The sequence below is a fragment of the Cobetia sp. PDI-12MA genome, from assembly GCF_059507695.1.
In genome coordinates this window covers 567,404-592,235 of sequence record NZ_CM183351.1, presented here as the reverse complement: position 1 = coordinate 592,235, position 24,832 = coordinate 567,404, and the positions used below count along the sequence as shown (strand labels likewise).

The window sequence follows — 24,832 nt, the reverse complement described above, 5'->3', positions numbered from 1 at the left end:
CCCGCTCATCGAGCGGGGCGTTTGCGTTGTCACTGCCAGGAACCAGGGCGAAAAGGGGCGTGAAGCGCCTAGATGGAGTCCGGCACGAACAGCTGCTGAAAGTTGTCGACGGCGCTCTCGGCATCGTCGATCGCATGGAAACGCGCCACGTGGTAGAGCGCCTCGCCCTCGTTGGCCAGCGGCAGGTTGGCCATGCCGATGATGATGCCATCCGCGGGTGACAGCACCTCGCTTTCGCTGTTGCCGAAGGGGTCGGCGACGATGCCCAGCACCTGATGCTTCTCGACGCGGTCCCCCAGGCCCACGCGGCTCTGGACGATGCCATCGATGGAGGCCCGCGCCCAGCTGGAGCCGTTGGACATCTCCACCGCACGCGAGCTGGGCTTGCGGTCGCGGTCCTTGGCCAGCATGCCGATGGAGCGCATCACGCGCTTCACACCGCTGACGCCCGGGCGAATCGCCCACTCATCGAAGCGCAGCGCCTCACCGGCCTCATAGGTGATGACCGGCACGCCGCGCTCGCTGGCATAGGCACGCAGACTGCCCTCGCGCAGTTCGGCATTCAGCAGCACCGGTGCGCCGAAGGCATCCGCCATCTGACGCGTGGCATCACTGCCCGTCATGGTGGCGCGGATCTGCGGCAGGTTGGTGCGGTGGATCGCGCCGGTGTGCAGGTCGATGATGTGGGTGGCCTGATCGGCGATCTGCTCACGGAACAGCGCCGCCACCCGCGAGCCCAGCGAGCCGCTCTCGCTACCCGGGAAGCAGCGGTTGAGGTCGCGGCGGTCCGGCAGGTAGCGCGTGTGCTGCACGAAACCGAAGACGTTGACGATGGGCACCGCGATCAGGGTGCCGCGCAGCCGTGCGAGGCTGGAACTCTTGAGCAGCCGCCGCACGATCTCGACGCCGTTGATCTCGTCACCGTGGATGGCACCGCACACCAGCAGCACCGGGCCGGGCTGGCGACCATGCACCACCTCGACGGGGATGTGCAGCGGCGCATGGGTGTAGAGCTTGGCGACAGGCACATCGACCTGGGCCCGCGTTCCCGGCGCGATGCGGGTACCGCTGATTTCAAATGGAGCGCGTGACATCGCCACCTCAGAGATTGTTCGACCAACGAGCGACAGGCACTGCGACATGCCCACCAGATCAGGCTATTCGCTCAGTGTCTCGAAAGAAAACACTGTGCGACATGCGCCTTTTAGCGCATTGGTGCGTCAAGGGAAAGACATCATTGCAGCGTGTCGGGGTGAAGCGCGGGCAGAATTGTTCAACAATGGGCCTTCACGACTCACCTTGCCCGCCCTCTCGACATGAGATGCCCGTGACCGATTTTCTCGATGCCCTGCTGACACTGCCCGATTACTCTGCGCTGGCCTGGAGCGCGATCATCTTCTCGACCTACCTGACCGGTATCTCCAAGGGCGGCTTCGCCGGTGGCTTCGGCTCACTCTCGGTACCGCTGATGGCGCTAGCCATCGGGCCGCTGGAAGCCGCCGGTATCCTGCTGCCGTTGTTGCTGGTGATGGACTTCCTTAGCTCCCGCGCCTGGTGGGGCAAGCAGCTGTGGCCGGAGGTGCGCATCATCCTGCCCAGCGCCGCCATCGGCATCGCGGTGGGGGTGGTACTGTTCGATGAGCTGGACGAGAACATGATTCGCGGCCTGCTGGGCGTCATCTCGCTGCTGTTCGCCGCCTATATGCTGTTCAAGCCGACAGCCAGGAAACCGCTACCACGCTGGCTGGCCATTCCTGCCGGGGCCACTGCCGGCTTCACCAGCTTCTTCGCCCACGCCGGCGCCCCGCCCTACAACCTGTACATGATTCCGCGCCAGCACCCCAAGGAGACCTTTATCGCCACCACGGTGATCATCTTCGCTGGCATGAACCTGATGAAACTGGGCCCCTACGTGGCGCTGGGCGAGATCAACCTCACCAGCCTTTCCACCTCGCTGCTGCTGGTACCGGTGGCCTGGGCAGGCGTCAGAAGCGGCCTGTGGCTGCAATCCCGCGTCAATGAGAAGCTGTTCTTTCGCCTGATCATCATCGCGATGGCGCTGGTGGGCGTGCAGCTGATCTACAAGGCCTGGGGCTGAGGGCCGCAAGGCCCATCACGCCCTGACGACCATTGCCGCCAGCCTTTGAAAACTCTCGGTACGGCCCTTGAGGCCGAGTACTGGAATGCCCCATGAGAACGATCGAGACAACGCCATGAGCGACTCCATGACAAGCCGCATCAGCTACTACCATGCACATCTCTACTACACCGATGAGCAGGGCCTGGCCGCCGCTCGCGAGCTGGCGGGCCAGGCCGAACGGCAGTTTCCGCTGCGGGTCGGCCGCTTCCACGAGAAGCAGGTGGGCCCGCACCCACTGTGGAGCTGCCAGCTGTCATTTGCCCCGGAAGAATTCGGCCGCATCGTCCCGTGGCTGGCGCTCAATCGCGGCTCGCTGGACATCTTCGTGCACGTCGGCACCGGCGACGACCGCTTCGATCACACCCAGGGCGTCATGTGGCTGGGCAACTCGCATACGCTGAATCTGGCAGCCTTCGACAATGATTGACGCCCGTTCATGACCTGACACGCTATCATCGCCTTGCCGCCTTCGCCTTACCCACTGACTCAAGGAAGACCCCATGACTCGACTGCGCCGCCTTTCCTCTCGTGCTGCCCTGCTGGGTGTGATCGCCTCAGGCCTGCTGCTGGCCGGCTGTGATGACAACGAGGTCGGGGACGTCTCACTGGGCCTGTTCACCACCAAGGACATCAAGATCGAGAGCCTGATCGACCCCAAGGTGCCGGGCGTGACCTGCCACCTGAGCAACATCGAGGCGGACCTCGACTTCTCCGATCCCTCCGACATGAGCATCGCCTGCCGCCAGACCGGCCCGATCACCGCGGAGATGATCGCCGACATCGACACCTCCAAGAGTGGCGAGGAGGTCTATCGCAAGTCCAAGAGCGTGCTGCTCAAGAGCCTCAAGATTCGCCGTATCCTGGATCGCGACTCCCAGAGCCTGCTCTATATCGCCTACAGCACCAAGGAAACCAGCGGCAGCTTCAAGCATGCGCTGAGCAGCGTGCCGCTGTGGGGCAGCGACGCCTGGCAGGCACCGGCAGCGCAGTGAGCCACCTCGGCGCCTGAATCAAGCGCCGATTGATCAAGTGCTGACTCATCAAGCGAAAGCTTCACCATCATCCCTTGAAGTTGTGGGGTGTCGCTCCAAGGTCTTGTGCAACGGCTAGCCAGCCGGATTTTCATTCGCATGACGCAAAGGAGTGACACACGATGTCGAGCCCGGAGCACAAGCAGAAGATCTGGAAGCTGATCAAGGATGTGAAGGTCGGCATGTTGGTGACGCAAGGCGATGGCATGCCCCACGCCCGCCCGATGCATCTGGTGCAGGATGACTACGACGGCACCCTGTGGTTCTTCACTCGCGCCAGCGCCGAGAAGGTGTTTGAGGCCAAAAAGGACAGCGAGGTCTGCCTGAGCTTTTCCGATCAGGATGATGGCGTCTACGTATCGCTGAGCGGTCATGCCAACCTGCACCGCGATCAGGGCCTGATCGACAAGTTCTGGAATCCGTTCGTGGCCGCCTGGTTCCCGGAAGGCAAGGATGACCCCGACGTCACCCTGCTGGAGATCTCGGTGCAATCCGGCGAGCACTGGAAGGCCAAGGAGAGCAAGGCCTATCAGCTCTACGAGGTGGCGCGCGCCAACCTCGACAGGGACCACACCCCGAACATGGGCGAGAACGAGAAATTCGGCACGGTGTAAGCAGAAGCCCGAGCCCGTCATGGAGAGCTCTTCATAGAGAGCGCTTTGCAGTGCCCGCGTGAGGCTTCACGCACACGGCCATGCCAGACACGACAACGCCAGCCCTCGGGCTGGCGTTGTCGTGTCTGGCAGCCTGCCGTTTCCAGCAGGCCTGGCGTCGGTGGTGAGGATTCGGGTCAGCGAACGCCTCAGGCCTTCATGTCGAGCACGATGCGCCCCTCGATCTTGCCGTCGATCATGCGCCCGAAGATGTCATTGATGTCCTCGAGCTTGCCGGTCTGCACGGTGGCGGCGACCTTGCCTTCCGCGGCGAAGTCCAGCGCCTCCTGCAGGTCCTGACGCGTGCCGACGATGGAGCCACGCACCGTGATGCCATTGAGCACGGTGGAGAAGATCGGCAGCGGGAAGTCCCCCGGCGGCAGGCCGTTGAGCACCAGGGTGCCGCCACGGCGCAGCATGTTCTGGGCCTGATCGAAGGCCTTGGGCGACACCGCCGTTACCAGCGCCCCATGCGCGCCACCGATGTCGCGCTTGATGACGGCTGCCGGGTCTTCCTTCATGGCATTGACGGTCACGGTAGCGCCCAGTCGGCGGGCCAGCCCCAGCTTGGCATCATCTACATCCACCGCCGCCACGTTCAGGCCCATGGCGCGTGCATACTGCACCGCCATGTGTCCCAGCCCGCCGATGCCCGAGATTACCACCCACTGGCCGGGGCGCGTATCGGTCATCTTGAGGCCCTTGTAGACCGTGACCCCGGCACACAGCACCGGCGCAACCTCCACGAAGCCCACGCTGTCCGGCAGTCGGCCGACGTAGCCGGCGTCCGCCAGCGTGAACTGGGCGAAGCCGCCATTCACCGAGTAGCCGGTGTTCTGCTGGCTCTCGCACAGCGTCTCCCAGCCGCCCAGGCAATGCTCGCAGTGGCCGCAGGCCGAGTAGAGCCAGGGCACTCCGACACGATCGCCTTCCTTGACGTGGGTGACGCCCTCGCCCACCGCCGCGATGGTGCCGACGCCCTCATGGCCGGGAATGAACGGTGGATTGGGTTTCACCGGCCAGTCGCCATGCGCGGCGTGCAGGTCGGTATGACAGACCCCGGAGGCGGCGACCTCGACCAGAATCTCGCCACGCCCCGGTCGCGGTACCGCGACCTCCTCGATCACCAGCGGTGCACCGAATTCACGTACCACGGCGGCTTTCATGCTGCTATCCATGACGTACTCCTCATCCATTGAAGACTGACGGATATTCAAGACTGACGGATATTCAAGACAGACGAACCAGCAAAGTTGCGGCGGAGAGTTGCGCCGGTGAGTGTGGGCTGGCGCCTGCATGCGCCAGCGCCTATGCCTGCACTCAGACCAGCGCGAAGCTTGCCTCTCCATTGAAACCAGACGCAGCGCTCCCTGCCCTGCGCCAGATCAAGCAATCGGATCTGGCGCGGGCATCGATGTCATTTTCTCAATCACGAATCGCGGGAGGCGTGCAGCGCCACCAGTGGCGGTGGCGCTGCCAGACAGGCCTAGAAGAAGCCGAGCGGATTGATGTCGTAGCTGACCAGCAGATTCTTGGTCTGCTGGTAGTGCTCCAGCGCCATCTTGTGGGTCTCGCGACCGACACCGGATTTCTTGTAGCCACCGAAGGCGGCATGGGCGGGATACTGGTGGTAGCAGTTGGTCCACACGCGACCGGCCTGGATGCCGCGCCCCATGCGGAAGGCGACGTTCATGTCGCGACTCCAGACGCCGGCGCCGAGACCGAATTCGGTGTCATTGGCGATGGCCAACGCCTCGGCCTCGTCACGGAAGGTGGTGACGGCCACCACCGGCCCGAAGATCTCCTCCTGGAAGACACGCATCGAGTTGTTGCCCTTGAGCAGGGTCGGCTGGATGTAATAGCCGTTGGCCAGCTCGTTCTCCAGCTGCTCGCTGCTGCCACCGGTGAGCACCTCGGCACCTTCCTCGCGGGCGACATCCATGTAGGACATGATCTTGTCGAACTGCTCGCGGGAAGCCTGGGCGCCGACCTGCACGTCGGTGTCCAGCGGGTTGCCGCGCTTGATGGTCTTCACGCGCTCCATCACCCGGGCCATGAAGCCGTCGTAGATGCTTTCCTGGATCAGGGCGCGTGATGGGCAGGTACACACCTCGCCCTGATTGAAGAACGCCAGCACCAGGCCTTCGGCGGCCTTGTCGATGAACTCGGGTTCGGCATTCATGATGTCGGCGAAGTAGATGTTGGGCGACTTGCCGCCCAGCTCCACCGTGGAGGGGATGATGCTGTCGGCGGCGCACTTGAGAATGTGCGAGCCCACCGGGGTGGAGCCGGTGAAGGCGATCTTGGCGATGCGCTTGCTGGTCGCCAGCGCCTGACCGGCCTCGGCGCCATAGCCGTTGACGATATTGAGCACGCCCGCCGGCAGCAGGTCACCGACCAGCTCCGCGAGCACCAGAATCGAGGCCGGAGTCTGTTCCGCCGGCTTGATCACCACGCAGTTGCCGGCCGCCAGCGCCGGGCCGAGCTTCCAGGCCGCCATCAGGATCGGGAAGTTCCACGGGATGATCTGCCCGACCACGCCCAGCGGCTCATGGAAATGATAGGAGACGGTATTGGCATCGATGTCCGCCGCGGTACCTTCCTGGGAGCGCAGGCAACCAGCGAAGTAACGGAAGTGGTCCGCCGCCAGCGGAATATCGGCGTTGAGCGTCTCGCGCACCGCCTTGCCGTTGTCCCAGGTCTCGGCGACAGCCAGCATCTCGAGGTTCTGCTCGATGCGATCCGCGATCTTGAGCAGGATGTTGGAGCGCTCCTGCACCGAGGTCTTGCCCCAGGCAGCGGCTGCCTTGTGGGCCGCGTCCAGCGCGAGATCGATATCCTCCGCACTCGAACGCGGGATACGGCAGAAGGCCTCGCCCGTCACCGGGCTGACATTGTCGAAGTACTCACCCTTCACCGGCTCGACGAAGCGACCGCCGATATAGTTGCCGTAGATACCCTTGAACGTGACCAGCGCATCGGCGCTGCCCGGGGAGGCGTAGATCATGGCGAACTCCTGTTGGCCCGATTCACGAGTGGCGCTCGTGATCGACGGCCTGTTGTTGTCGTTGCTGCAAGGTCGTTGTCGTTGCTGAAAAATCCGTTGTCGTTGTCGAGAAGTCGTTGTCGTGTCAGCGAAACGCCTGTGTTGGCCCTTCTGCAGTGGCCCCGTTGGAGCTGACCCGCTTCCCGATCCAACAAGCGGTTCTTGATCAGGTGACTCTCACAGTCTTGACCACCGACGCCGATCGCGACATGCCCCCATGGGTGGAGACCGTCTCATCCCTTGGGAGGAGAAAAGCGAGGAGACACGAACGAAGAGAGGAAAGAGGGTAGAGAAGAGAAAAGGGAAAGGGGAAAGCGAAAAGAGCGCCGGAAGGAAATCAGGCTGGCCCGCCCGCCATACCGCGAAGGCCGCAAGGCACGACACCACGCCGTGACGTTATGCTCAGGGTAGCTGTTATCAGCAAGGTCATGATCAGGAAAGTCATGATGAGGATCGTCATGCTCAAGATTTCGCCCGTTACCGGCCAGGAGCCACCATGTACCGTCTGTTGATCGCGGATGACCATCCGCTGTTCCGTGATGCCATCAGTCGTACCCTGAGTCTGAGCGTCGCTGACGCCTCGGCGTCGCCCTACGAGCTGCTGCAGGCCGCCAGTCTCGCCGAAACGCTCAGCCTCATCGATGTGCACGCCGATAACCTCGACCTGCTGCTGCTGGATCTCGACCTGCCCGACAGCCACGGTCTGGAAGGCCTGAGGCGATTGCGCCAGGAGGCAGACTGGCTGCCGGTGGCGATTCTCTCCGCCCACGAGGCACGCGAGACGGTGCTGGAGGCCTTGTCACTCGGCGCGGTGGGCTACCTCTCCAAGTCGAGCTCGGCGGAGGTATTGCGCGAGGCGCTCGCGCGCATGCTGGCCGGAGAGGTCCATGTGCCTGCCCGCCTGATGCGCACCGCCCCGCGGCCGGCACAGGCGAGTCAGTCGGCTTTCTCACCCTCATCAACCTCAGCTTCGGCCTCAGCGCCAGTGCCACCGCCTCAACTCGCGCCGAGCCTCAGTGAAGCGGAATTCGCGCAGCGCTGGCAGACCCTCACCACCAAGCAGCGCGGCGTGCTGGAGCGCATGGTGCTGGGTGAATCCAACAAGATGATCGCCTGGCAGCTGGGCGTGGCCGAGACCACCGTCAAATCGCATGTCTCCGCCATTCTGCACAAGCTGGGGGTCGCCAGCCGGGTACAGGCGATCCTGCTGGCCAGCCACGCCCTGCCTACCGTATCTGACGCGAGCGCACCCACTCCACAACGCGCAACGCCCCGCCGAGGCGCTAATGAGTGAGGCGCACAGCGGGGCGTTTCATGGGCCTGCTACCCACAGGACTCTTGCCTCTCACAAGGGCACAGACACTGGGACATAGGGCTTGGGACATAGAGCCTGGAACATAGGCCCTGGAACATAGGCCTTACATCAGCTCGCCGACCAGCACATAGCCATTGAGCAGGATGATGATCGCCGCGACCAGCACCCCGATGGCCGTCACCCAGTGACGGTTGACCAGGTCTCCCATCAGGCGGCGATTGGCGGTGAACATCAACAGCGGCACCAGCGCGAAGGGAATCCCGAAGCTGAGTACCACCTGGCTTGCGACCAGCACCTGCTGCTCCGGCAACTCCATCAGGATGATGGCGATGGCCGGCGCCATGGTGATCACGCGGCGCAGCCACATCGGTATGCGGAAGTTGACGAAGCCCTGCATCACCACCTGACCGGACAGGGTGCCGACGATGGAGGAGGACAGCCCCGCCAGCAGCAGCGTGAAGCCGAAGATAAGGCTCGCCGCATCCTGCCCCATCAACGGTGACAGCAGCTTGTAGCTCTCGGTGATGGAAGCCACGCCGGTCTCGCCGTTGCCGTGGAAGACCTTGGCGGCCAGCACCAGCATCGCCATGTTGATCAAGCCAGCCAGCGCCATGCCGATGATGACATCCAGACGGTAGTAGCCCATCACGCGACGACGCTGCCCGCTGTCACGCACCCGGATGCGATTCTGGGACAGCGCGGAATGCAGGTAGATGACATGGGGCATCACGGTGGCACCGAGGATACCGGCCGCCAGGAAGATGGCGTGGCTATCCGGGAAGCTCGGCGACAGCAAGCCATAGATGATCGGCTCCACCGGCGGACGGCTGAGGATGATCTCGAGCAGGAAGCCCGCCGAGACCGCCAGTATCATCGCGCCGATGATCATTTCCATCATGCGGAAGCCGAAACGCTGCATCACCAGCACCGCATAGGTGATGGCGCCGGTCAGCAGCGCCCCTTCCAGCATGCTGAGCCCGAACAGCAGATTGAAGGCCAGCGCCGCCCCCAGGAATTCAGCTAGATCGGTCGCGATGGCGACGATCTCCGCCTGCACCCAGAAGGCCCATACCACCGGACGCGGGAAGCGTTCACGGATGACCTCGGCCAGATTCTTGCCGGTCGCCAGCCCCAGCCGTGCGGACAGGGTCTGGATCAACATCGCCATCAGATTGGCCCACAGCACCACCCACAACAGGGCGTAGCCATAACGGGAACCGGCCTCGATGTTGGTCGCGAAGTTGCCCGGGTCGATATAGGCGACGGCAGCGATCATCGCCGGGCCGAGGAAAGGCAAGGCGCGGCGCAGGCGGCCAGCGACACGGACAGGGGGAGCTGTGCGCACACCACCGGCAGCAGAGGCTTCGCCTTCGCTGCCCAGTGACACGCTTGCGGCATGACGTACGGATTTATCGGACATGACATTCAGCATGGGGGGAAAACCTGCCAGATCAATGACCCGCGAACAGATAAGGAAATATGCGGGAGGCTATGTGACAAGCATACACGCCAAACGCCATTGATTCTCATTAAAAACAAGCGTGATGTCCGATAGGCACCTTCAATCGCCCCTGTGACGGACGCCTATTTGCCATTGTCTTTCTCAGCGCTCCCTCCCAGCCCCTTCTTGTGCCCCCTCAATCTCTTTCCAGCGCTCTCTTGCCTCCCCCTTTACAGCATCTCTTGCAGCACTTCTTCCAGCACTTCCGTGAGCGGCTAGCGACAATTGACCAGCAACTGGCGCAGACGCAGCGGCTTGACCGGCTTGAGCAGAAAGCCGAAACCGAGCGCGCGCGCCCTGGCCTTGAGCGGTGCCGAGTGGTCCGCGCTGATCACCACCACCGGCAACCCCGGCCAGCGTTGTCGCAGGCGTTGCGCCTGCTTGAGGCCATCAGGCTGCCCTTCGCCGAGCTGATGATCGACGATCAAGATCTGCGGCGCGGCCATGGCCTGCTGCAACAGCACCTCGGCATCATCGGCGCAGTGGACACTCGCGCCCCAGCCCCCGAGCAAAGACTGCATGCCGGCGCATACCTCTCGATCATCCTCGACCACCCAGATAACGGTATCGAGCAGCGGCTGCGCGAGCGGTGACACACAAGGCTGGCCGGGAGAAGAGGCATCAGCCGCTGACCCCACCATACTGGCAGACTGACGGATCGGCACGCGGACCGCGAAGACAGCGCCGCGCCCCGGGGTGCTGGTCAGCGACAAGGGATGCTCCAGCAGGCCGGTGATGCGCTTGACGATCGCCAGCCCCAGCCCGAGGCCGCGCTGCTCGTTGTCCTGGCGCGGCGCCAGACGCCGGAATTCCTGAAAGACCACCTCGCGCTGATGCTCGGCGATGCCGGGGCCGTTGTCGGCCACGGTGATCTCCAGCCAGTCACCACGGCGACGACATCCCAGCAGCACACGCCCGCGTGCCCGGCCATCCGGTACATGGCGCAGCGCGTTGCTCAGGAAGTTGCGCACCACTCGTGCCAGCAGCTGCAGGTCCGACGCGATACTCAGATGGCTGGCCACGTAATGCAGCTCGAGCCCACGGGCGGCACCCAGCTGGCGATATTCCTCGGCGAGCACATCCAGAAGCTCACGCACCGGGAAGACGGCGACATCCGCCGTCAGCACGCCGGCATCCAGCCGCGAGATATCGACCAGCGTGCCCAGCAGACTTTCGACATCTGACAGCGAGCGCCCCAGCCGCGCCACCAGCTCGACGGGCGTAGAGACGCCCGGCGAAGTGTCGCCCAGCGAAGCGTCGCCCAGCAAAGCGTCGCCCGGCGTGGCGTCGCTCTGCAGGGATTGATTCATCTCCAGCCTCACCAGTTGCTCTTCCAGGGTGCTTGTGAACAACCGGGCGGCATTCAGGGGTTGCAGCAGGTCATGGCTGATGGCGGCGAGAAAGCGGGTCTTGGAGTGATTGGCCGCCTCGGCGGCGGCCTTGGCGGCGGTGAGGCGTCGATTGAGCGCTCCCAGCTCATCGAGGGTGCGATGCAGGGCATCGGTACGCTCGCGCACCTGATCCGCCAGCAGTACCGCATGCTCGAAGGCGGCGTAGGGCGCGCTCGGTGAAGGGCTGCTGGATTCGACCCGCTCGATCAGCGCGGCGTTGATCTTCTCCAGCTGGCGATTGCGCGCCTTGAGGGCGACGAGTTCGGCGCCTTGAGCGTCCGTCTCGGTCAGCGGCGTATCAGGCGACATCCTCTCCTCCCATGCCGTCGGCAACCGACCGGCGCTGGCCGATCACCACGCCGGTGAAGGTCTGGTTGATGTGCATGCCGTGATACTGCTCACCGTAGGTATTGAAGCCGATCACCCGATGCCGCCTGAGCATCCGTGAGGCCTTATCCTCCAGCGCCAGCGCCTCGATCTCCATGCGTCGCAGGAAGCAGTCGCAGCCGATGGTCAGCGCGGGCGGCCCCAGGCGCGCCTCCACCTCGGCCAGTCGCTGCTCGAGCTGCTCGAGAATCGGCGCGGCCTGCATGGCGGTAAGCACGATGCCGGTCTCCACCGCACAGTAGAAACTCAGGCTGGCATCGTCATTCACACGCTGGATGGAGCGCACGTAATGCGCCTCGCCGATGCGCACCGCCAGCGGGCAACGCGCGAAGACCGCCTCCTCCAGCACTTCGGGCGCGACGCCGGCCAGCCTGGCGTACTCCTCGGCGGCGGGCTCGGCATTCAGCTCCAGCACACGGCGCGAATCACGGTCCACTGCCGTCACCACGAGCTTGTCGACCAGCGGCGTGAGGTGATGGGTGCTGATGACCTCGAACGGCAGCCGCGTGTTGATCACCACCACGACCGCCGCCTGACCATGGAAGACGCCGTCGGCGTAGACATAGGTGTGCGACAGGCGATTGTCATCCCCGGCGGAGCCACCGAAGGCGGGAATGCTGCCCAGCGCCGCATCCAGCGTCGCCAGTACCTGCTCCTCGCTGCTCGAGAGCCCATCGAGCAGCGTCAGCGCGAAGCTGTTGCCCATCACCGGCGCCACGGCCTGTTCGCGACAGCGCGCCAGCAGCTCATCACTCAGTGCCTGGGCACGCGGAAGATCGAAGCCGCTCAGATCATCGATCAGCACCTGCGCCAGCGCGAAGTCACTGCGCGCCAGGCCGATGGCGGTGATGGAGCCGCGCGCATAGCCCTCGGGCGTGATCTCGCCGGCAGTGGTACAGCCACTCACCGGCACCTCGCCGAAAGTGGCGGCCAGCGCCTGGCCCAGTGCCGCCAGCGGATAATCCGCCGAGCAGAAGAACAGCACCCCGCCCAGTCGCTCATGATCATCCAGCGCCAGATCAAGCTGTCGAGCCAGCTCGGCCACCGCCGCCTGCGGCTCCTTGAGCTGGCTGGCCGCCGTGGCCAATGGCACGGCATTCATCTCGCCCTCCGGCTGCGCCCTTTCCTTCACGCGACTGCTGACATCCGCCATGTCCCCTCCTCCCGTGGAGCGTGGCGGAGCCGGAGATGACGATCATCCATCAGCGTCCGGCCTAGAGCACCAGCCCGCTGGCTCTCACCACGCGTCGTTCAATGGCACCTTCCAGCGTCTCACGGCGGGTGCCCGCCAGCGTGACCCGCGATTTGGCCCGCGTGATGCCGGTGTAGACCAGCTCGCGGGTCAGAATCGGGTTGGCGCCCTCAGGCAACACGAATACCACATGGCGGAACTCGGAACCCTGCGACTTGTGGACCGTCATCGCGAAGACCGTCTCCACCGCCTCGAGACGAGACGGCAATACCGCGCGCACGCCACGGTGGAAGCGCTGGATGTCGCTATCCTGCCCGTCACGCTCGCCGTCTGACGCCACCTCCTCTTCGACCGGAAAGAACACGCGCAAACGCCCCCCGGCGGCGGGGTCCGGCAGGGTGATGCCGACATCACCGTTGTAGAGCCCCAGCGCGCGGTCATTGCGCGTCACCATCACCGGACGCCCGGCGTACCAGCCGCGCTCGTCGGCGATCAGGCCGCGTCGCATCAGCACCCGCGCCACGCGCTGGTTGAGGCCATCGACACCGTAGGGACCACGACGCAGCGCGCACAGCAGCTGGAACTCGAGCAGCAGGTCGATCACCTCACGCGCCGGGCGCCGCCCACGCACGGCCTCCAGCGCCGGGCGGTAGCCATTGACCACCAGTTTTTCCAGATCGCGGTCCTCCGGGCCACTGAGCTTGAGCCAGGCGATATCGCTGTAGCCGGTCTTCCAGGCGGCGCGCAGCGCCTGACGATCCCCGGCGTTGCTGGCGCGTGCCAGGGCGCCGATGCCACTGTCGGCGGAAAAGCGATAGCTCCTCTGCAGCACCACCACGTGATCGGCAAGGCGCCCACGGGTCGCTGATGTCTCCTCCGAGTTCTGTCCATCAGGCTCGGCGATGGCCTGTTCCAGCCTTTCGCCGGTCAGGCGGGTGAGATCTTCACACAGCGCCGGTGAGTAGCGCGGCGGCAGCGCATGCTCGCAGAGATCGCCCAGCACGGCACCGGCTTCCACCGAGGCCAGCTGGTCCTTGTCGCCGAGCAGGATCAGGCGGGCATGGGCGGGCAGCGCGCCGAGCAGTGCGGCCATCAGATCGAGATCGACCATCGAGGCCTCATCCACCACCAGCAGGTCCAATGCCAGCGGATTGCCGGCGTGATGGCGGAAGTGGCGGGAATCCGGACGCGCGCCCAGCAGGCGGTGCACGGTGCTTGCCTCGCGCGGGATGGCGGCGCGTACCGCATCTGGTACCTCGAGCTTCGCCACCGCACCGCGGATCGACTCCGACAGCCGCGCCGCCGCCTTGCCGGTCGGGGCGACCAGGCGGATATCCAGCGCCCGCCGCTCATGCGGTTGAGCTGGCTCATCGCCTTCCACCTCGCCCTCTACACCGACAGCGCCACCCGCCAGCGCCTGCGACTGCAACAGCGCCAACAGGCGCGTGACGGTGGTGGTCTTGCCGGTACCGGGGCCGCCGGAGATCACCGTCAGACGCTGACGCAACGCCAGAGCGCAGGCCAGCTTCTGCCAGTCCGGCTCGCCATGCGGGTCTGGCTGATTGCTGGCAAACAGCTCGCGCAGAGGCTCACCCAGCGCATCACTGACCCGCGTCTCACCCTCCTCGCTTGGCCCCATCCGCGCACGCAGCCCCGCCGCGACTTCACACTCGGCCTGCCAGTAACGGCGTAGATAGAGACGCTCGCCCACCAGCACCAGCGGACGCAGCGGCAGATGACCCGCCGGAGAATCGGCCTGCGCCAGCACGCTGACCAGCCGCGATGCCGCCAGCTGCTCGGCCCAGCGACCGGCATCGAGATTCGCCAGAAAGGCCTCCGGCAGGGCTACATTGACCTCGGCCAGATGCGCCTCGGACTGCTCCAGCGGCGGCAGCGACAGGGTCGCGCGTGGCTCGGCCAGCGCCCGCGACAGCGACAGGCACACATGCCCGCGCCCCAGCTGGTGGCTGGCCAGCGCGGCCGCCAGCAGCACGCTGGCCGGGGCTTCCGGCACATGACGCGCCATGAAGCGCACCAGATGGGCATCGACTCGCCTGAGCCAGCCCAGCTCCACCCACAGGCCGAGCGTCGCGAGCAGGGTGTCGGCAGTCGGGGCGTCAGGGGCAGCGCTGAGCTGCTGCGTTGGCACGGACATGGTGTCAGACATCGAAGGCCCCCTGCTGGCCGCTTTGCGTGAGTAGCGAGGTGTCGGCGGTGTTGAGGAGCAGGCTGTCCAGGGCGGAGCTGTCGCCGCTCAGCCAGAGATCCAGCGCCTCGATCAGCGCCTGTGATGGCCTGCGCTGGAAGACGCCGGGCGTCGCCACGCCGGGCGTCGCCATATTGCCCAGATCATGTGCCTCATCCACCGCAAGCGCGGGTGAGTCAGCGCCGGCATCCAGGCCGCGCAGGAAGACATACAGCACCCCGCCCATGCAGCGCTCGTAATCGTAGTCCTCACCGAGGCGCGCCTTGAGCAGACGGTGCAGCGCGAGGGTGTAGAGTACGTATTGCAGGTCGTAGCGGTGCTCGACCATCGCGCGCGCCAGCGATTCCCCAAGATAATCCTCGGGGCGCTCGCCCAGATAGTTGGATTTCCAGTCCAGCACATACCAGCGCCCGCCGGACTGGAAGGTCAGATCGATGAAGCCCTTTAGCATGCCGTGCATGCGGCGTGGGGCGAGTCTGGGCCGCGAGCGTGGCAACGGTTCCAGCGCGGTGACCACGGCATCCAGCGGCAGACTGCGCGCATGTACGGCTGGCAGCCAGAACTCCAGCTCCGGCAGCCAGGCCTCCAGCCGGTTGAGCAGAATAGGCTCCCCCTCGAAGCCCTGCAGCGGACGGGTCAGCGCCTGCTCCAACCAGTCGGTGAGGCGCGGCTGCCAGCTGGCATCGAAGCCACCGAAATGCAGCCGCGAGCCCACCAGCCGCTCAAGCTCGCCGCGGTAGTCATCAGCGCCGAGGCGATCGAGATCCACCGCCTCCAGCAGGCCGTGCAGGAAGGTCCCCGGACGCGGCCCGCGCGGGAAATCATGCAGATGGATCTCGCCCACCGTCATCGGCAGGCCGCCGGCCAGCAGCGGACCGGACTGCCCTGCCACCTCGCGGTCCGGGCGCGTCAGGCCCTGCTCGCCCTCTTCCAGCGCGATTTCGGTGGCGCCCTCGGGCACGCGGTCATCCGCGGCATCGGCGGTGTCTTCCAGCGCCGCCGTCACCTGACGGGCATCGGTAAGCAAGGCGGTGTAGGAGGCGATCCACCAGTCATCCTCGATGCCGCCCGCGAAGTGGCGCGCGCCGTGGAAGTGCTGATCGCGTTCCGCCGGTGGCTGGTAGTCATGACCGGGAAGCTCCGGCAGGCCGGAAACGCACGCCAGCAGGCCAGACTGCTGATCACACCAGCCATGCAGCACGGCCTCGATGGCGCTGGACTCGATGTCCGGGGTGTCACTCAAGCCGAGCAGATACCCGACGGCGGTAAACGGCAGGCTCAACTGCTTGCTGAAACCGCCCTTGCCAATGGGCGCCAATCCCAGCCAGCAGGCGAACTTGGGTCGTGTCAGCGCCACGTAGAGCAGACGCACGTCCTCCATCAGGCGCGCATGATCGGCCGCCGCGATAGCCTCCTTCGAGGGCTTCTTGACCAGGATGCTGTCATCGAGAGCGTCATCCTCCTGATCGGCTCTCCGAGCAGGCACTTCCTCGTCATCACCTCCCTGGTCATCATCTCCCACATCAGCCGAAGCCAGCCAGCGCTGCTTGAGCGTCAGCAGGCCGAAATTCCTGTCCGGCTCGGCCGCGCGGAAGCTGGCCATGAACGGCAGCAGCACGATGGGATACTCAAGCCCCTTGGACTTGTGGATGGTGACGACGCGCACCAGCCCCTCATCGCTTTCCAGCCGCTGGCTGAGGCTGTCGCTGTCCAGCGCTTCATGGCCGGATTCCAGCGCCTGATGCCACCAGCGCAGCAACGCCTGCTCGCCATCGAGGCGCTGGGCGGCATTCTGGGCCAGTTCGCCAAGGTGCAGCACGTCCGTCAGGGCGCGCTCGCCCCCGGCGCGCGCCGCCAACCGCTCACCGACCCGGAAGTCGCGCATCACGCCGCGCAGCATCGGCAGCACGCCGCGCCGTTGCCAGTCGCGGTGGTAGCCATCGAAGCGCTCGACTTCACGCTCCCAGGCAAGCTCATCGACTGCGAGGCGTTCAACCAGCGAGAGGTCCTCCGCCAGCAGGCGCGTCGCCAGCGCCGCGCGCAGGCGGCGGTCGTCACGCGGATGGGCCACGGCCTCGAACAGCTGCAGCAGCTCGAAGGCCTCCGGCGTGTCGAATACCGAGCTCTTCTCGCTCAGATAGACGCTGCGGATGCCGCCGTCGGCCAGCGCGCCACGCACCGCTGCGGCCTCACGGCCATTGCGCACCAGCACGGCGATATCGCTGGCGGCCACGCCACGTGGCGTCGCATCCCCTTCGGCCATGAACACCAGCCCCGGCTCGCCCGCCGCCAGACGCTGCTGTCCTTCCAGCAGGGCCTGGATCTGGGCGCGACAGGCCTCACTCATGGCGCGGCGGTAGTCATCGGCGCTCAGACGCTCACCGCTGGCCCACCACAGATTCAGCGCGCAGGCGGCCTCTTCGCGGCCATCCGGATGACGCTGTACCAGCCGGGTGCGCGTGCCCTGGGCCTCGACCGGCTGGAAGGGAATGTCCTCACTGCCGAAGGGCGCGGGATGCTGGGCGAACAGGGCATTCACCGCGGACACCATCGCGGCGCTGGAGCGGAAGTTGCGCGGCAGGGTAAAGCGCGAGGAGGTGACCTTGCGCGCCGCCAGATAGGTGCCGATATCGGCGCCACGGAAGGCATAGATGGCCTGCTTGGGGTCACCGATCATCAACAGCGTGCTTGGCGCCTCGCCGGCATCGTTGCCGACATCACTGCTGAAGGCATCGTCGTCGGTCGGGCCATCGCCCGCCGTCTGCGGATAGATGCGCCGGAAGATGCGGTACTGGACCGGGTCGGTATCCTGGAATTCGTCGATCATCGCCACCGGCAGTTCCTGACGGATCTGGCGCGCCAGACGCTGGCTGGCCTCGCCATTGAGCGACGGGTCCAGCGCGTGATCGAGATCATTGAGCAGGTCCGAGAATTCCCACAGCCCGAGGCGGCGCTTCTCGCAGATCAGGGCGCGGGCGACGCTGTCACGCGCATGCACGGCGACCTGATCCAGCAGCACGGCGTCCGGTGCGGGCACCTCGGCCAGCATGTCCAGCGCCTCGAAGAAGGGATGACGCGGCGTCTGGCAGTTCTTCTTGGTGCCCTTCTCGAGCTTGGCCTGACTCAGCCAGCACAGCTTCTTGCTGTCGAGCATGTCGGCGGCGAAGTCGTGCTCGCCGCTGGCCAGCCAGGCAGCCGTCGCCGCCAGACGGGGCTCGAGTTCGGCCTCCTTGTAGCTGTTGCCGTTGAGGGCCTTGCTGGCGAAGGCCTCGCCCATTACCGCGCGGATGGCCGGCTCATCGAAGCTCTCCTCGACGGCGCGCCGCGCGGCCTCCTGCTGCTGACGCCATTGTTCGGCATTGCCGAGCAGCTCGCTCAGGTCATCCGGGGCCTCAAGACATTCACCGTCGCGGTACAGCGGGCGTGGCGTGCCGTCACGCAGCAGGCCGCGCAGCTCCTCTCCCAAGGCGTCGGGGCCGGCCCAGCGGCCACGAATCAAGGCCTGCCACTCGCGGGCCAGCGGATAGAACTCGCAGCGCCAGTAATCCTCGACGCAGCGCGCCAGCAGCGACTGGCCGTCCTGCAACAGCTCGGCGCCGAAGCGTCCACCGGCATCGAAGGCATGTCGGCTGAGCATGCGCTGGCAGAAGCCGTGGATGGTGAAGATGGCGGCGTCATCCATCAGGCGCGCGGCCTGATCGAGGCGCCGCGCCGCCGCGGCCTTGAGACGCGATGCGTCCTCGGCAGATGAGGATGTCAGCAGCGGCGCGAGCAACTCGGCCAGCACCGGATCAGGACTGGCACGCTCCAGCAGCGCCTCTCGTGCCTGCTTGAGGCGCGCGCGAATGCGGTCTCTAAGCTCGGCGGTGGCGGCTTCGGTGAAGGTCACCACCAGAATCTCCGGCGGCGTCAGTGGGCGCGGATAGCAGACGCCCGCGTCCTGGCCGGGCAAGGGCCCGAGCACCAGCCGCACGTAAAGCGCGGCGAGTGTGAAGGTCTTGCCGGTGCCGGCACTCGCCTCGATCAGATGCTGACCGAGCAGGGGCAGCGTCGGAATATCGAGGGCCTGACCCTGCTGGCTCTGATCCATCTCGTCACACATTGCCGCTTCCTTCTCCTGAGCGATGCCACTCCTCACGCCACTCTCTACACCGCGCATGTCTTCCACTCTGGTATCGCTCATGGCGTCGCCTTCCCGGTGGCAAGCTCCACCGCGCGTTCGCCGAGAATGCCCTGACGCACACCGATCATGCTCTCGATCAGTGGCTGATAGAGCTGCACGCTGTTGAGCACCCCGCCGGCCTGTGCAAAGGCGTCGAACTCCGGCCACAGCTCGCCCAGCGCGCCTTCCTGACGCCTGAGCGCCTGGGGGCCCTTGAAGATGTCTTCGCTGAAGCGGGTTTCCATGGCGCGCATCAGGCTGTCGGCAAGCCAGGGCTTGTGAATGGCGGCCAGCGCCGTCTCAATGTTTGCGCTGCCGTCAGCGTCCTGCGCCTTGAGCGCGCCGAACAGGGCATTGCGATCCTCCTCGCCGACCACCTCCCAGAGGGTGGTCGCCAGTTCCAGCGCGGCCGCCAGCGGCGCCTGCCAGCCCTGAGCATACGCCTTGACGAGATGGCGCAGCGCGGCCTCGGCCTGCTCGATGCGCAGCGCAGGGAACAGCAGCCAGCGGTCCTCGAACACCGCAAGCCACTGATAACCTTCACGACTTGCGCCCTGATCGCCCACCAGCTCCCCTAGGCCGGGGCGCGCATTGGCCATCAGCCAGTCGAGGTAGCCGGCCAGCAGACGATGCGGCTTGCCAAGCTTCTTGTAGCGCCCTTCCTTGCCGGGCTTGAGGGTGCCGAAGTGGGTCGCCTCCAGCGTGGCCAGCAGGCGGCTCTCGCCCTCGGCGTCATCGCGCAGCTGCTGGCGACTGATCAGACGCGTGGTAAGGGTCACGCGCAGCATCTCGCTGCCCTCACCCTGCATGATCAGCGGTACCTCGAGGGTGCGCGGCGGCAGCGAAATGGCATCGCTGAGCTGGTCACGCCAGCTGGCCAGCTGCTGGTCGAGACGTCTGAGGCGCGGCTCGATCAAGGCATCGGCAAAGCCCAGCGCCGGCAACCGCCCGGCCCGGCGCAGACGTTCGGCGGCCAGCGGCAGTGACTGCCCGGCAAGTGCGGCTTCCAGCAGCTCGCGGGTCAGGGTGAAGTTCTCCAGCCCGTCGGGGGCGAAGGGTTCGTTGTCTTCATCCGGTACCTCGGCATCGCGGAAGCGCACGCCGACACGGTCCAGCCCCAGCTGCCAGGGGCGGCGCAGGAAGCGCGCCAGCGAATCGGCACCGAGGCGCAGGTGGGACTCCGGCGCCTGCTCCACCAGCTGCTTCAAGGCAGTCATTGCCGCCGAGCCCGCCTTGGTCTCGCTTGGCTTTTCCTGATCTTTTTCAATCACTTGAGCCTGATCTGCCGCACGATACAGGCTCGACCAGCTGGCGTCATAGCTGAACAGATCGACGACCGCCGCCTGGCAGGCATGGAAATAGCGCCGCGAGAACGGCTGCAGCGGGTGTTCGGTTATCAGGCGTTCACGCAGTGCCGCCTCCCGCGAGCGCTTGGCGGAGTGCTGCTGCTCGGGCTCCCAGCCCAGTTCGATGTAGTCGAGCAATTCACCGACCAGCACCGAGGGCGGCCGCTCGCCGTTGTCGCGCTGGTCGCGGCCGACCCACGAGATCGACAGGCGATCCCGCGCCGCCAGCAGCGCCTCCAGGAACAGGTAGCGATCATCGTCGCGCCGCGAACGGTCCCCCGCCTGCGGCCGGCTGGCCATCAGGTCGAAATCCTGCGGCATGCGCACCCGCGGGTAGTCGCCATCGTTCATGCCCAGCAGGTGCACTTCGCGGAAGGGAATCGCACGCATCGGCATCAGGGTGGCGAAGTTGACGCGCCCGGCGAGGAAGCGCTGGGCGAGACCGCCGCTGTCCAGCTCGCCGCGCAGTGCCTCGCGTACCACCTTGAGCGACAGGCAGCCCTCGAAACCGGCCTGCTGCCAGCCCTTGTCGAGGCGTGAGAGCGCCGCCTGCAGGCGCGCCAGAATGTCGAATTCCTCGGCGCTGTCCAGGCTGAGGCTCTCCTCCCACAGCCGCTGCAGCGTGGTGGCCCAGTCCGCTGGCGTACGCGAGGTGTCCAGCCAGCGGCGCCAGCGATCCAGACTCTCGATCAGCTCGCCGACCTTGCCTGCCAGCTCGGCCTCGAGACCGGCCACTTCATCGAACGGCACCACGCCATCGAAACTCAGGCCGTTCATGTCGACAAGACCGTCCATCAGATCGTCAATCGGAGCGCCATTCCGCTCATCCCCAAGTTCCCCTTGCGCCGGGGCCCCGGTGGCGTAGCCCAGCAGCATGCGCTCGAGCCCGAAGCGCCAGCTGTTCTCATCGAGGGGCATGAAGCCGAGCTGCTCCCGATGCTCACCGGAGAGCCCCCAGCGCACGCCGCTGTCGGCCAGCCAGCGCCGCAGACGCTCGAGCTCACCCTCCTCGATGGCGAAACGACGCCGGAAGGCGGCGACATCCAGCGCATCCAGCACCTCGCTGACGCCGAGGCGGCGCTCCGGCAGCTCCAGCAGCATCAAGACCAGTCCGAGCAGCGGATTGGCCTGGCTGGCCACGCGATCGGCGATGGTGAAGGGGATATGGCGCGGATTGCCCGGCGGCAGCTGGCCGAACACCGCCTCGATATAGGGAGCATATCGGTCGATATCCGGCACCATCACCAGGATGTCACGCGGCCGCAACGGCTCGCCCTCGCCACGTTTCTCGGCGTCATGGGCCCGCTCGAAGGCCGCCAGCAGGCGGTCGTGGAGAATCTCGACCTCGCGCAGCGCCGAGTGGGCGCTGACCAGACTGATTGAGTCGTCATCGGCCACGAGTACCCGCGGACTCCCCTCGGCCAGCGCACGCTCGCCGGGGTGGACCAGCTCGAGTATCTCGTCCTGGATCTGCAGCAGCAGCGGCGCCTGCTCGGGCGGCGTGTCCTCGCTGATGCGCGGCACGAAGACGTCCAGCTCGAGATCGAAGCCGCTGTCGCGCCCCGACAGCGCGCTCTCGAATTCATACAGGCTGACGATGAAGTCACGCCCCTGCGCACCAAGCCCTGCCAGCAGCGGGTTGGCCTTGAGGTGCAACTCCTCCTCCGCCAGCCCGATCAGCGCAGGCGCCTCGGGGTGACGGGCACGCTGTTGCGAGAGGCGCTCGCTGTCCATGCGCTGGCTGTCAGCTCGCGAACTGCGCCGTACGGCTTCGCGGTCGGAGACGATATCGCCCCAGTAATGGCGGCAGGGATTGGTGATCATCAGGTAGATGTCCATCACCCCGGACAGCGCATGCAGCGCATCCAGCGTCTGGCCCGGCAACGCCGAGATACCGAACACGAACAGGCGTGGCGGCAGCGGGTGACGGCGGGTCGAGGGCAATGTCTCCAGCGCGCGCGCCGCCGCGACGAAGCGACCATGCAGGGCGGCGCGGTGATGCTGACGGCTGCTGGCCGGCGCATCGGCCAGCACCGCTCGCCATAGTGCCGGCTGCCACTGCTGGCTGTCCGGCAGGTTGTCGGGCAGCAGATTGGCCGGCAGCTCGCTTGCGGCCTGCTGGCGCGCGAAGGCATCCCGGAAGTCATCGTCTTCAAGCCCGCTCTCCCAACTGCGTACCCACTCGGGGCGATAGTTGAGGTACTGATCGAACAGGTCCGCCAGCTGGCAGGCCAGCTGCCACTGCTGGCGTTCGGCCTCGGGGCCTTCGGGCAGCGCTGGCAATGCGTCCTCACCGACGGCCTCGATCAACTGGCCACGCTCGTCGCGACACAGGTAATCCCTGAGCGGCGCATAGCATTCGGCCTGGGATTCATCGGCCAGCAGCCCCGGCAGCAGGCGCAGCAGACGCCAGGCAAGCGGGCCCTTGTCGAAGGGCGACAGCTCCGGAATCTCGTCGCCCAGCACGCCACCCAACACCCCGCGATAGGCACGCCACACGAAGCTCGAGGGCAGTGGAAAATCCACCGAGGCGGCGATGCCATCGGCCTCGGCCAATGACAATCTCAGCCACTGGGCCATGCCGTTGGACTGGACGAGGAAGGTTTCCGGCACCAGCGGAGGCTGAGGCGCGGCCTTGATCACCTTGAGGGCCAGATCGCGCAGGTCCTCGAGGTGATTGGCGTGAAGAACGGTAAACATGCGGGCATCCTGCTGGGAGTGACAACCCGGCCATCGTGGCCGTGGCAAGCCGCTGCGCGGAAGAGACAATGAATGGCTCTATCCTAGCGTCGCCGTGGCGCCGGCCCAAACGAAAAACGCGCACCACCCAGAGGGTGATGCGCGTTTTCAGGCAGAGGCAGGCCACAAGGGCCTGACCCGCATCCTGCGCTGCCAGACACGCTGATCAGACGATGCGCATCAGTTCTCGGCCGCGCGGGCTGATCGCCAGCCACAGACCGAGCACCACGCCCATCAGCGACAGCGCCGCCACGTACCAGGTGGGCGACAGCGGCGAGACGGTCATCATCAGCGAGACCAGAATCGGCGTGAAGCCACCGAAGATGGCATAGGCGACATTGTAGGAGAACGACAGACCGGTGAAGCGTACCGCCGGCGGGAAGCCACGGATCGCGATGCTCGGCACCGCGCCGACGATGCCGACGCTGAAGCCGGTCAGGCAGTAGAGCGGCACCAGCAGGCTGGGGTCTGAGTGCATGGTGGCGAGGAAGACCCAGTAGGTAATGCCCAGCAAGGCGCTCCACAGCACCAGGGTGACGCCGGCGCCGATGCGATCGACCATGTAACCGGAGACGATGCAGCCGATGCAGACCGCCACGATCGCCAGACTGTTGGCGGAGAAGGCCGCGGCGCGGCTCAGGCCCTCGAGCTCCGCGATCAGGCTCGGCGTCATCAGGATCACGACCACGATGGCAGCGGTCAGAATCCAGGTGACCGCCATCGCCACGGCAATCGCCGGGCGCTGTTCACGCAGGATCATCTTCAAGGGCAGCTCGGCGGCCAGCGCCTTCTTCTGCTGCATCTCGGCGAATACCGGCGTCTCGTGCAACCAGCGACGCAGATAGACCGAGAACAGCCCGAACACGCCGCCGATGATGAACGGTATCCGCCAGGCGAAATCACTGACTTCTTCCGGGGTGTAGACACTGTTGATGGCGCTGGCCATCAGCGAGCCGAGCAGGATGCCCCCCACCAGCCCCATCGAGAGCGTGCCGCAGGCCAGGCCGTTGTGACGCGGTGCGACGTGCTCGCTGACGAACACCCAGGCGCCCGGCACCTCACCACCGACCGCGGCGCCCTGGAACAGACGCAGGATGATCAGCAGCAGCGGCGCCCACATGCCGATGACGGCGTAGGTCGGCAGCATGCCCATCAGCAGGGTCGGCAGCGACATCATGAAGATGGACAGCGTGAACATCTTCTTGCGGCCCAGCGTATCGCCGAAGTGAGCCATGATGATGCCACCCAGCGGGCGCGCCAGATAACCGGCGGCGAAGATGCCGAAGGTCTGCACCTGACGCAGCCACTCGGGAATGTCGGGCGGGAAGAACAGCTGGCCGACGACGGTGGCGAAGAACACGAAGATGACGAAGTCATAGAACTCGAGGGCGCCGCCGAGGGCGGACAGACCGAGCACCTTGATGTCACCACGCTTGAGCGAATTTTCGTTGGGCAAAACATGAGCAGCGGAGGCGGAGCCCGCTGCGGGGACGGAATCGTTCATGGATCTCTGTTTAGCGGGGGCTGGTGTCCAGCGATGGTCAAGGGTGATTCACGCGTCGCGCATCTTGTCTTGGAGGCTTTCAGTCGGAGAGACTTCGTCCCGTCGAGTGACATCTTCGAATCGAGAGACATCACTGATCTCGGAGCGGAAGTCGTGCTGATGATGACTGAAAGCACCGGGGTTGCCCCGGAGGCGTGGCGATCATGCGGAATCCTGCCA

15 protein-coding genes are annotated in these 24,832 nt (G+C 65.7%); 5 read left to right on the top strand and 10 right to left on the bottom strand.

The annotated features are described in order from the left end of the window. Positions 1-68: 68 nt before the first annotated feature. Positions 69-1,094, bottom strand: coding sequence for a succinylglutamate desuccinylase/aspartoacylase family protein (locus AC5WNI_RS02575; RefSeq protein WP_043333116.1), 1,026 nt, complete (start codon positions 1,092-1,094; stop codon positions 69-71). A gap of 233 nt (positions 1,095-1,327) precedes the next feature. Here AC5WNI_RS02575 and AC5WNI_RS02570 point away from each other — a divergent pair, with 233 nt between their 5' ends. The 4 genes from AC5WNI_RS02570 to AC5WNI_RS02555 all read left to right on the top strand — a co-directional run bounded on the left by AC5WNI_RS02570 (position 1,328) and on the right by AC5WNI_RS02555 (position 3,785). Beyond that, positions 1,328-2,098, top strand: a complete 771-nt coding sequence (locus AC5WNI_RS02570; RefSeq protein WP_495928622.1) for a sulfite exporter TauE/SafE family protein — start codon at positions 1,328-1,330, stop codon at positions 2,096-2,098. Between the two features lie 115 nt (positions 2,099-2,213). Next, positions 2,214-2,567, top strand: coding sequence for a DOPA 4,5-dioxygenase family protein (locus AC5WNI_RS02565; RefSeq protein ID WP_487885657.1), 354 nt, complete (start codon positions 2,214-2,216; stop codon positions 2,565-2,567). Positions 2,568-2,640: 73 nt separating this feature from the next. Continuing rightward, positions 2,641-3,132, top strand: coding sequence for a CreA family protein (locus tag AC5WNI_RS02560; RefSeq protein ID WP_175090202.1), 492 nt, complete (start codon positions 2,641-2,643; stop codon positions 3,130-3,132). 161 nt (positions 3,133-3,293) lie between these two features. Further along, positions 3,294-3,785, top strand: coding sequence for a pyridoxamine 5'-phosphate oxidase family protein (locus AC5WNI_RS02555; protein WP_285460433.1), 492 nt, complete (start codon positions 3,294-3,296; stop codon positions 3,783-3,785). A 188-nt stretch (positions 3,786-3,973) separates the two neighbouring features. Here AC5WNI_RS02555 and adhP read toward each other — a convergent pair whose 3' ends face one another. Both adhP and exaC read right to left on the bottom strand, forming a co-directional pair. After that, positions 3,974-5,002: an alcohol dehydrogenase AdhP gene (gene adhP / locus AC5WNI_RS02550; protein WP_285460434.1), complete on the bottom strand. Its 1,029-nt coding sequence runs from the start codon at positions 5,000-5,002 to the stop codon at positions 3,974-3,976. A gap of 308 nt (positions 5,003-5,310) precedes the next feature. Continuing rightward, positions 5,311-6,831: an acetaldehyde dehydrogenase ExaC gene (gene exaC, locus AC5WNI_RS02545; RefSeq protein WP_495928621.1), complete on the bottom strand. Its 1,521-nt coding sequence runs from the start codon at positions 6,829-6,831 to the stop codon at positions 5,311-5,313. A gap of 535 nt (positions 6,832-7,366) precedes the next feature. Between exaC and AC5WNI_RS02540 the strand changes: the two genes are divergently transcribed. Further along, the gene (locus AC5WNI_RS02540) at positions 7,367-8,164 is read left to right on the top strand and encodes a response regulator (RefSeq protein WP_495928620.1); all 798 of its coding nucleotides are present in this window, start codon (positions 7,367-7,369) and stop codon (positions 8,162-8,164) included. Positions 8,165-8,288: 124 nt separating this feature from the next. Here the strand turns inward: AC5WNI_RS02540 and AC5WNI_RS02535 are convergent, their stop codons facing one another. The 7 genes from AC5WNI_RS02535 to AC5WNI_RS02505 form a co-directional block, all read right to left on the bottom strand. Continuing rightward, positions 8,289-9,605 (bottom strand): Nramp family divalent metal transporter, encoded by a 1,317-nt coding sequence (locus AC5WNI_RS02535; RefSeq protein WP_285460436.1) that lies wholly within the window; start codon positions 9,603-9,605, stop codon positions 8,289-8,291. Between the two features lie 296 nt (positions 9,606-9,901). Further along, a complete protein-coding gene (locus tag AC5WNI_RS02530) occupies positions 9,902-11,386 on the bottom strand; it encodes an ATP-binding response regulator (RefSeq protein WP_495928619.1) in 1,485 nt (494 codons plus the stop codon). Further along, a complete protein-coding gene (gene nosP, locus AC5WNI_RS02525; protein WP_495929154.1) occupies positions 11,376-12,566 on the bottom strand; it encodes a nitric oxide-sensing protein NosP in 1,191 nt (396 codons plus the stop codon). The genes AC5WNI_RS02530 and nosP overlap by 11 nt, the downstream gene beginning before the upstream one ends. Positions 12,567-12,678: 112 nt before the next feature. Then, positions 12,679-14,823 carry an exodeoxyribonuclease V subunit alpha gene (recD, locus tag AC5WNI_RS02520; RefSeq protein WP_495928618.1) on the bottom strand — a complete coding sequence of 715 codons (2,145 nt, stop codon included), beginning with the start codon at positions 14,821-14,823 and terminating at the stop codon, positions 12,679-12,681. Further along, positions 14,816-19,045, bottom strand: a complete 4,230-nt coding sequence (gene recB / locus AC5WNI_RS02515) for an exodeoxyribonuclease V subunit beta (RefSeq protein WP_495928617.1) — start codon at positions 19,043-19,045, stop codon at positions 14,816-14,818. The genes recD and recB overlap by 8 nt, the downstream gene beginning before the upstream one ends. After that, a complete protein-coding gene (gene recC, locus AC5WNI_RS02510; RefSeq protein WP_495928616.1) occupies positions 19,042-23,070 on the bottom strand; it encodes an exodeoxyribonuclease V subunit gamma in 4,029 nt (1,342 codons plus the stop codon). The genes recB and recC overlap by 4 nt, the downstream gene beginning before the upstream one ends. Positions 23,071-23,275: 205 nt before the next feature. Continuing rightward, positions 23,276-24,613, bottom strand: a complete 1,338-nt coding sequence (locus AC5WNI_RS02505; RefSeq protein WP_495928615.1) for an MFS transporter — start codon at positions 24,611-24,613, stop codon at positions 23,276-23,278. Positions 24,614-24,832 lie beyond the last annotated feature (219 nt).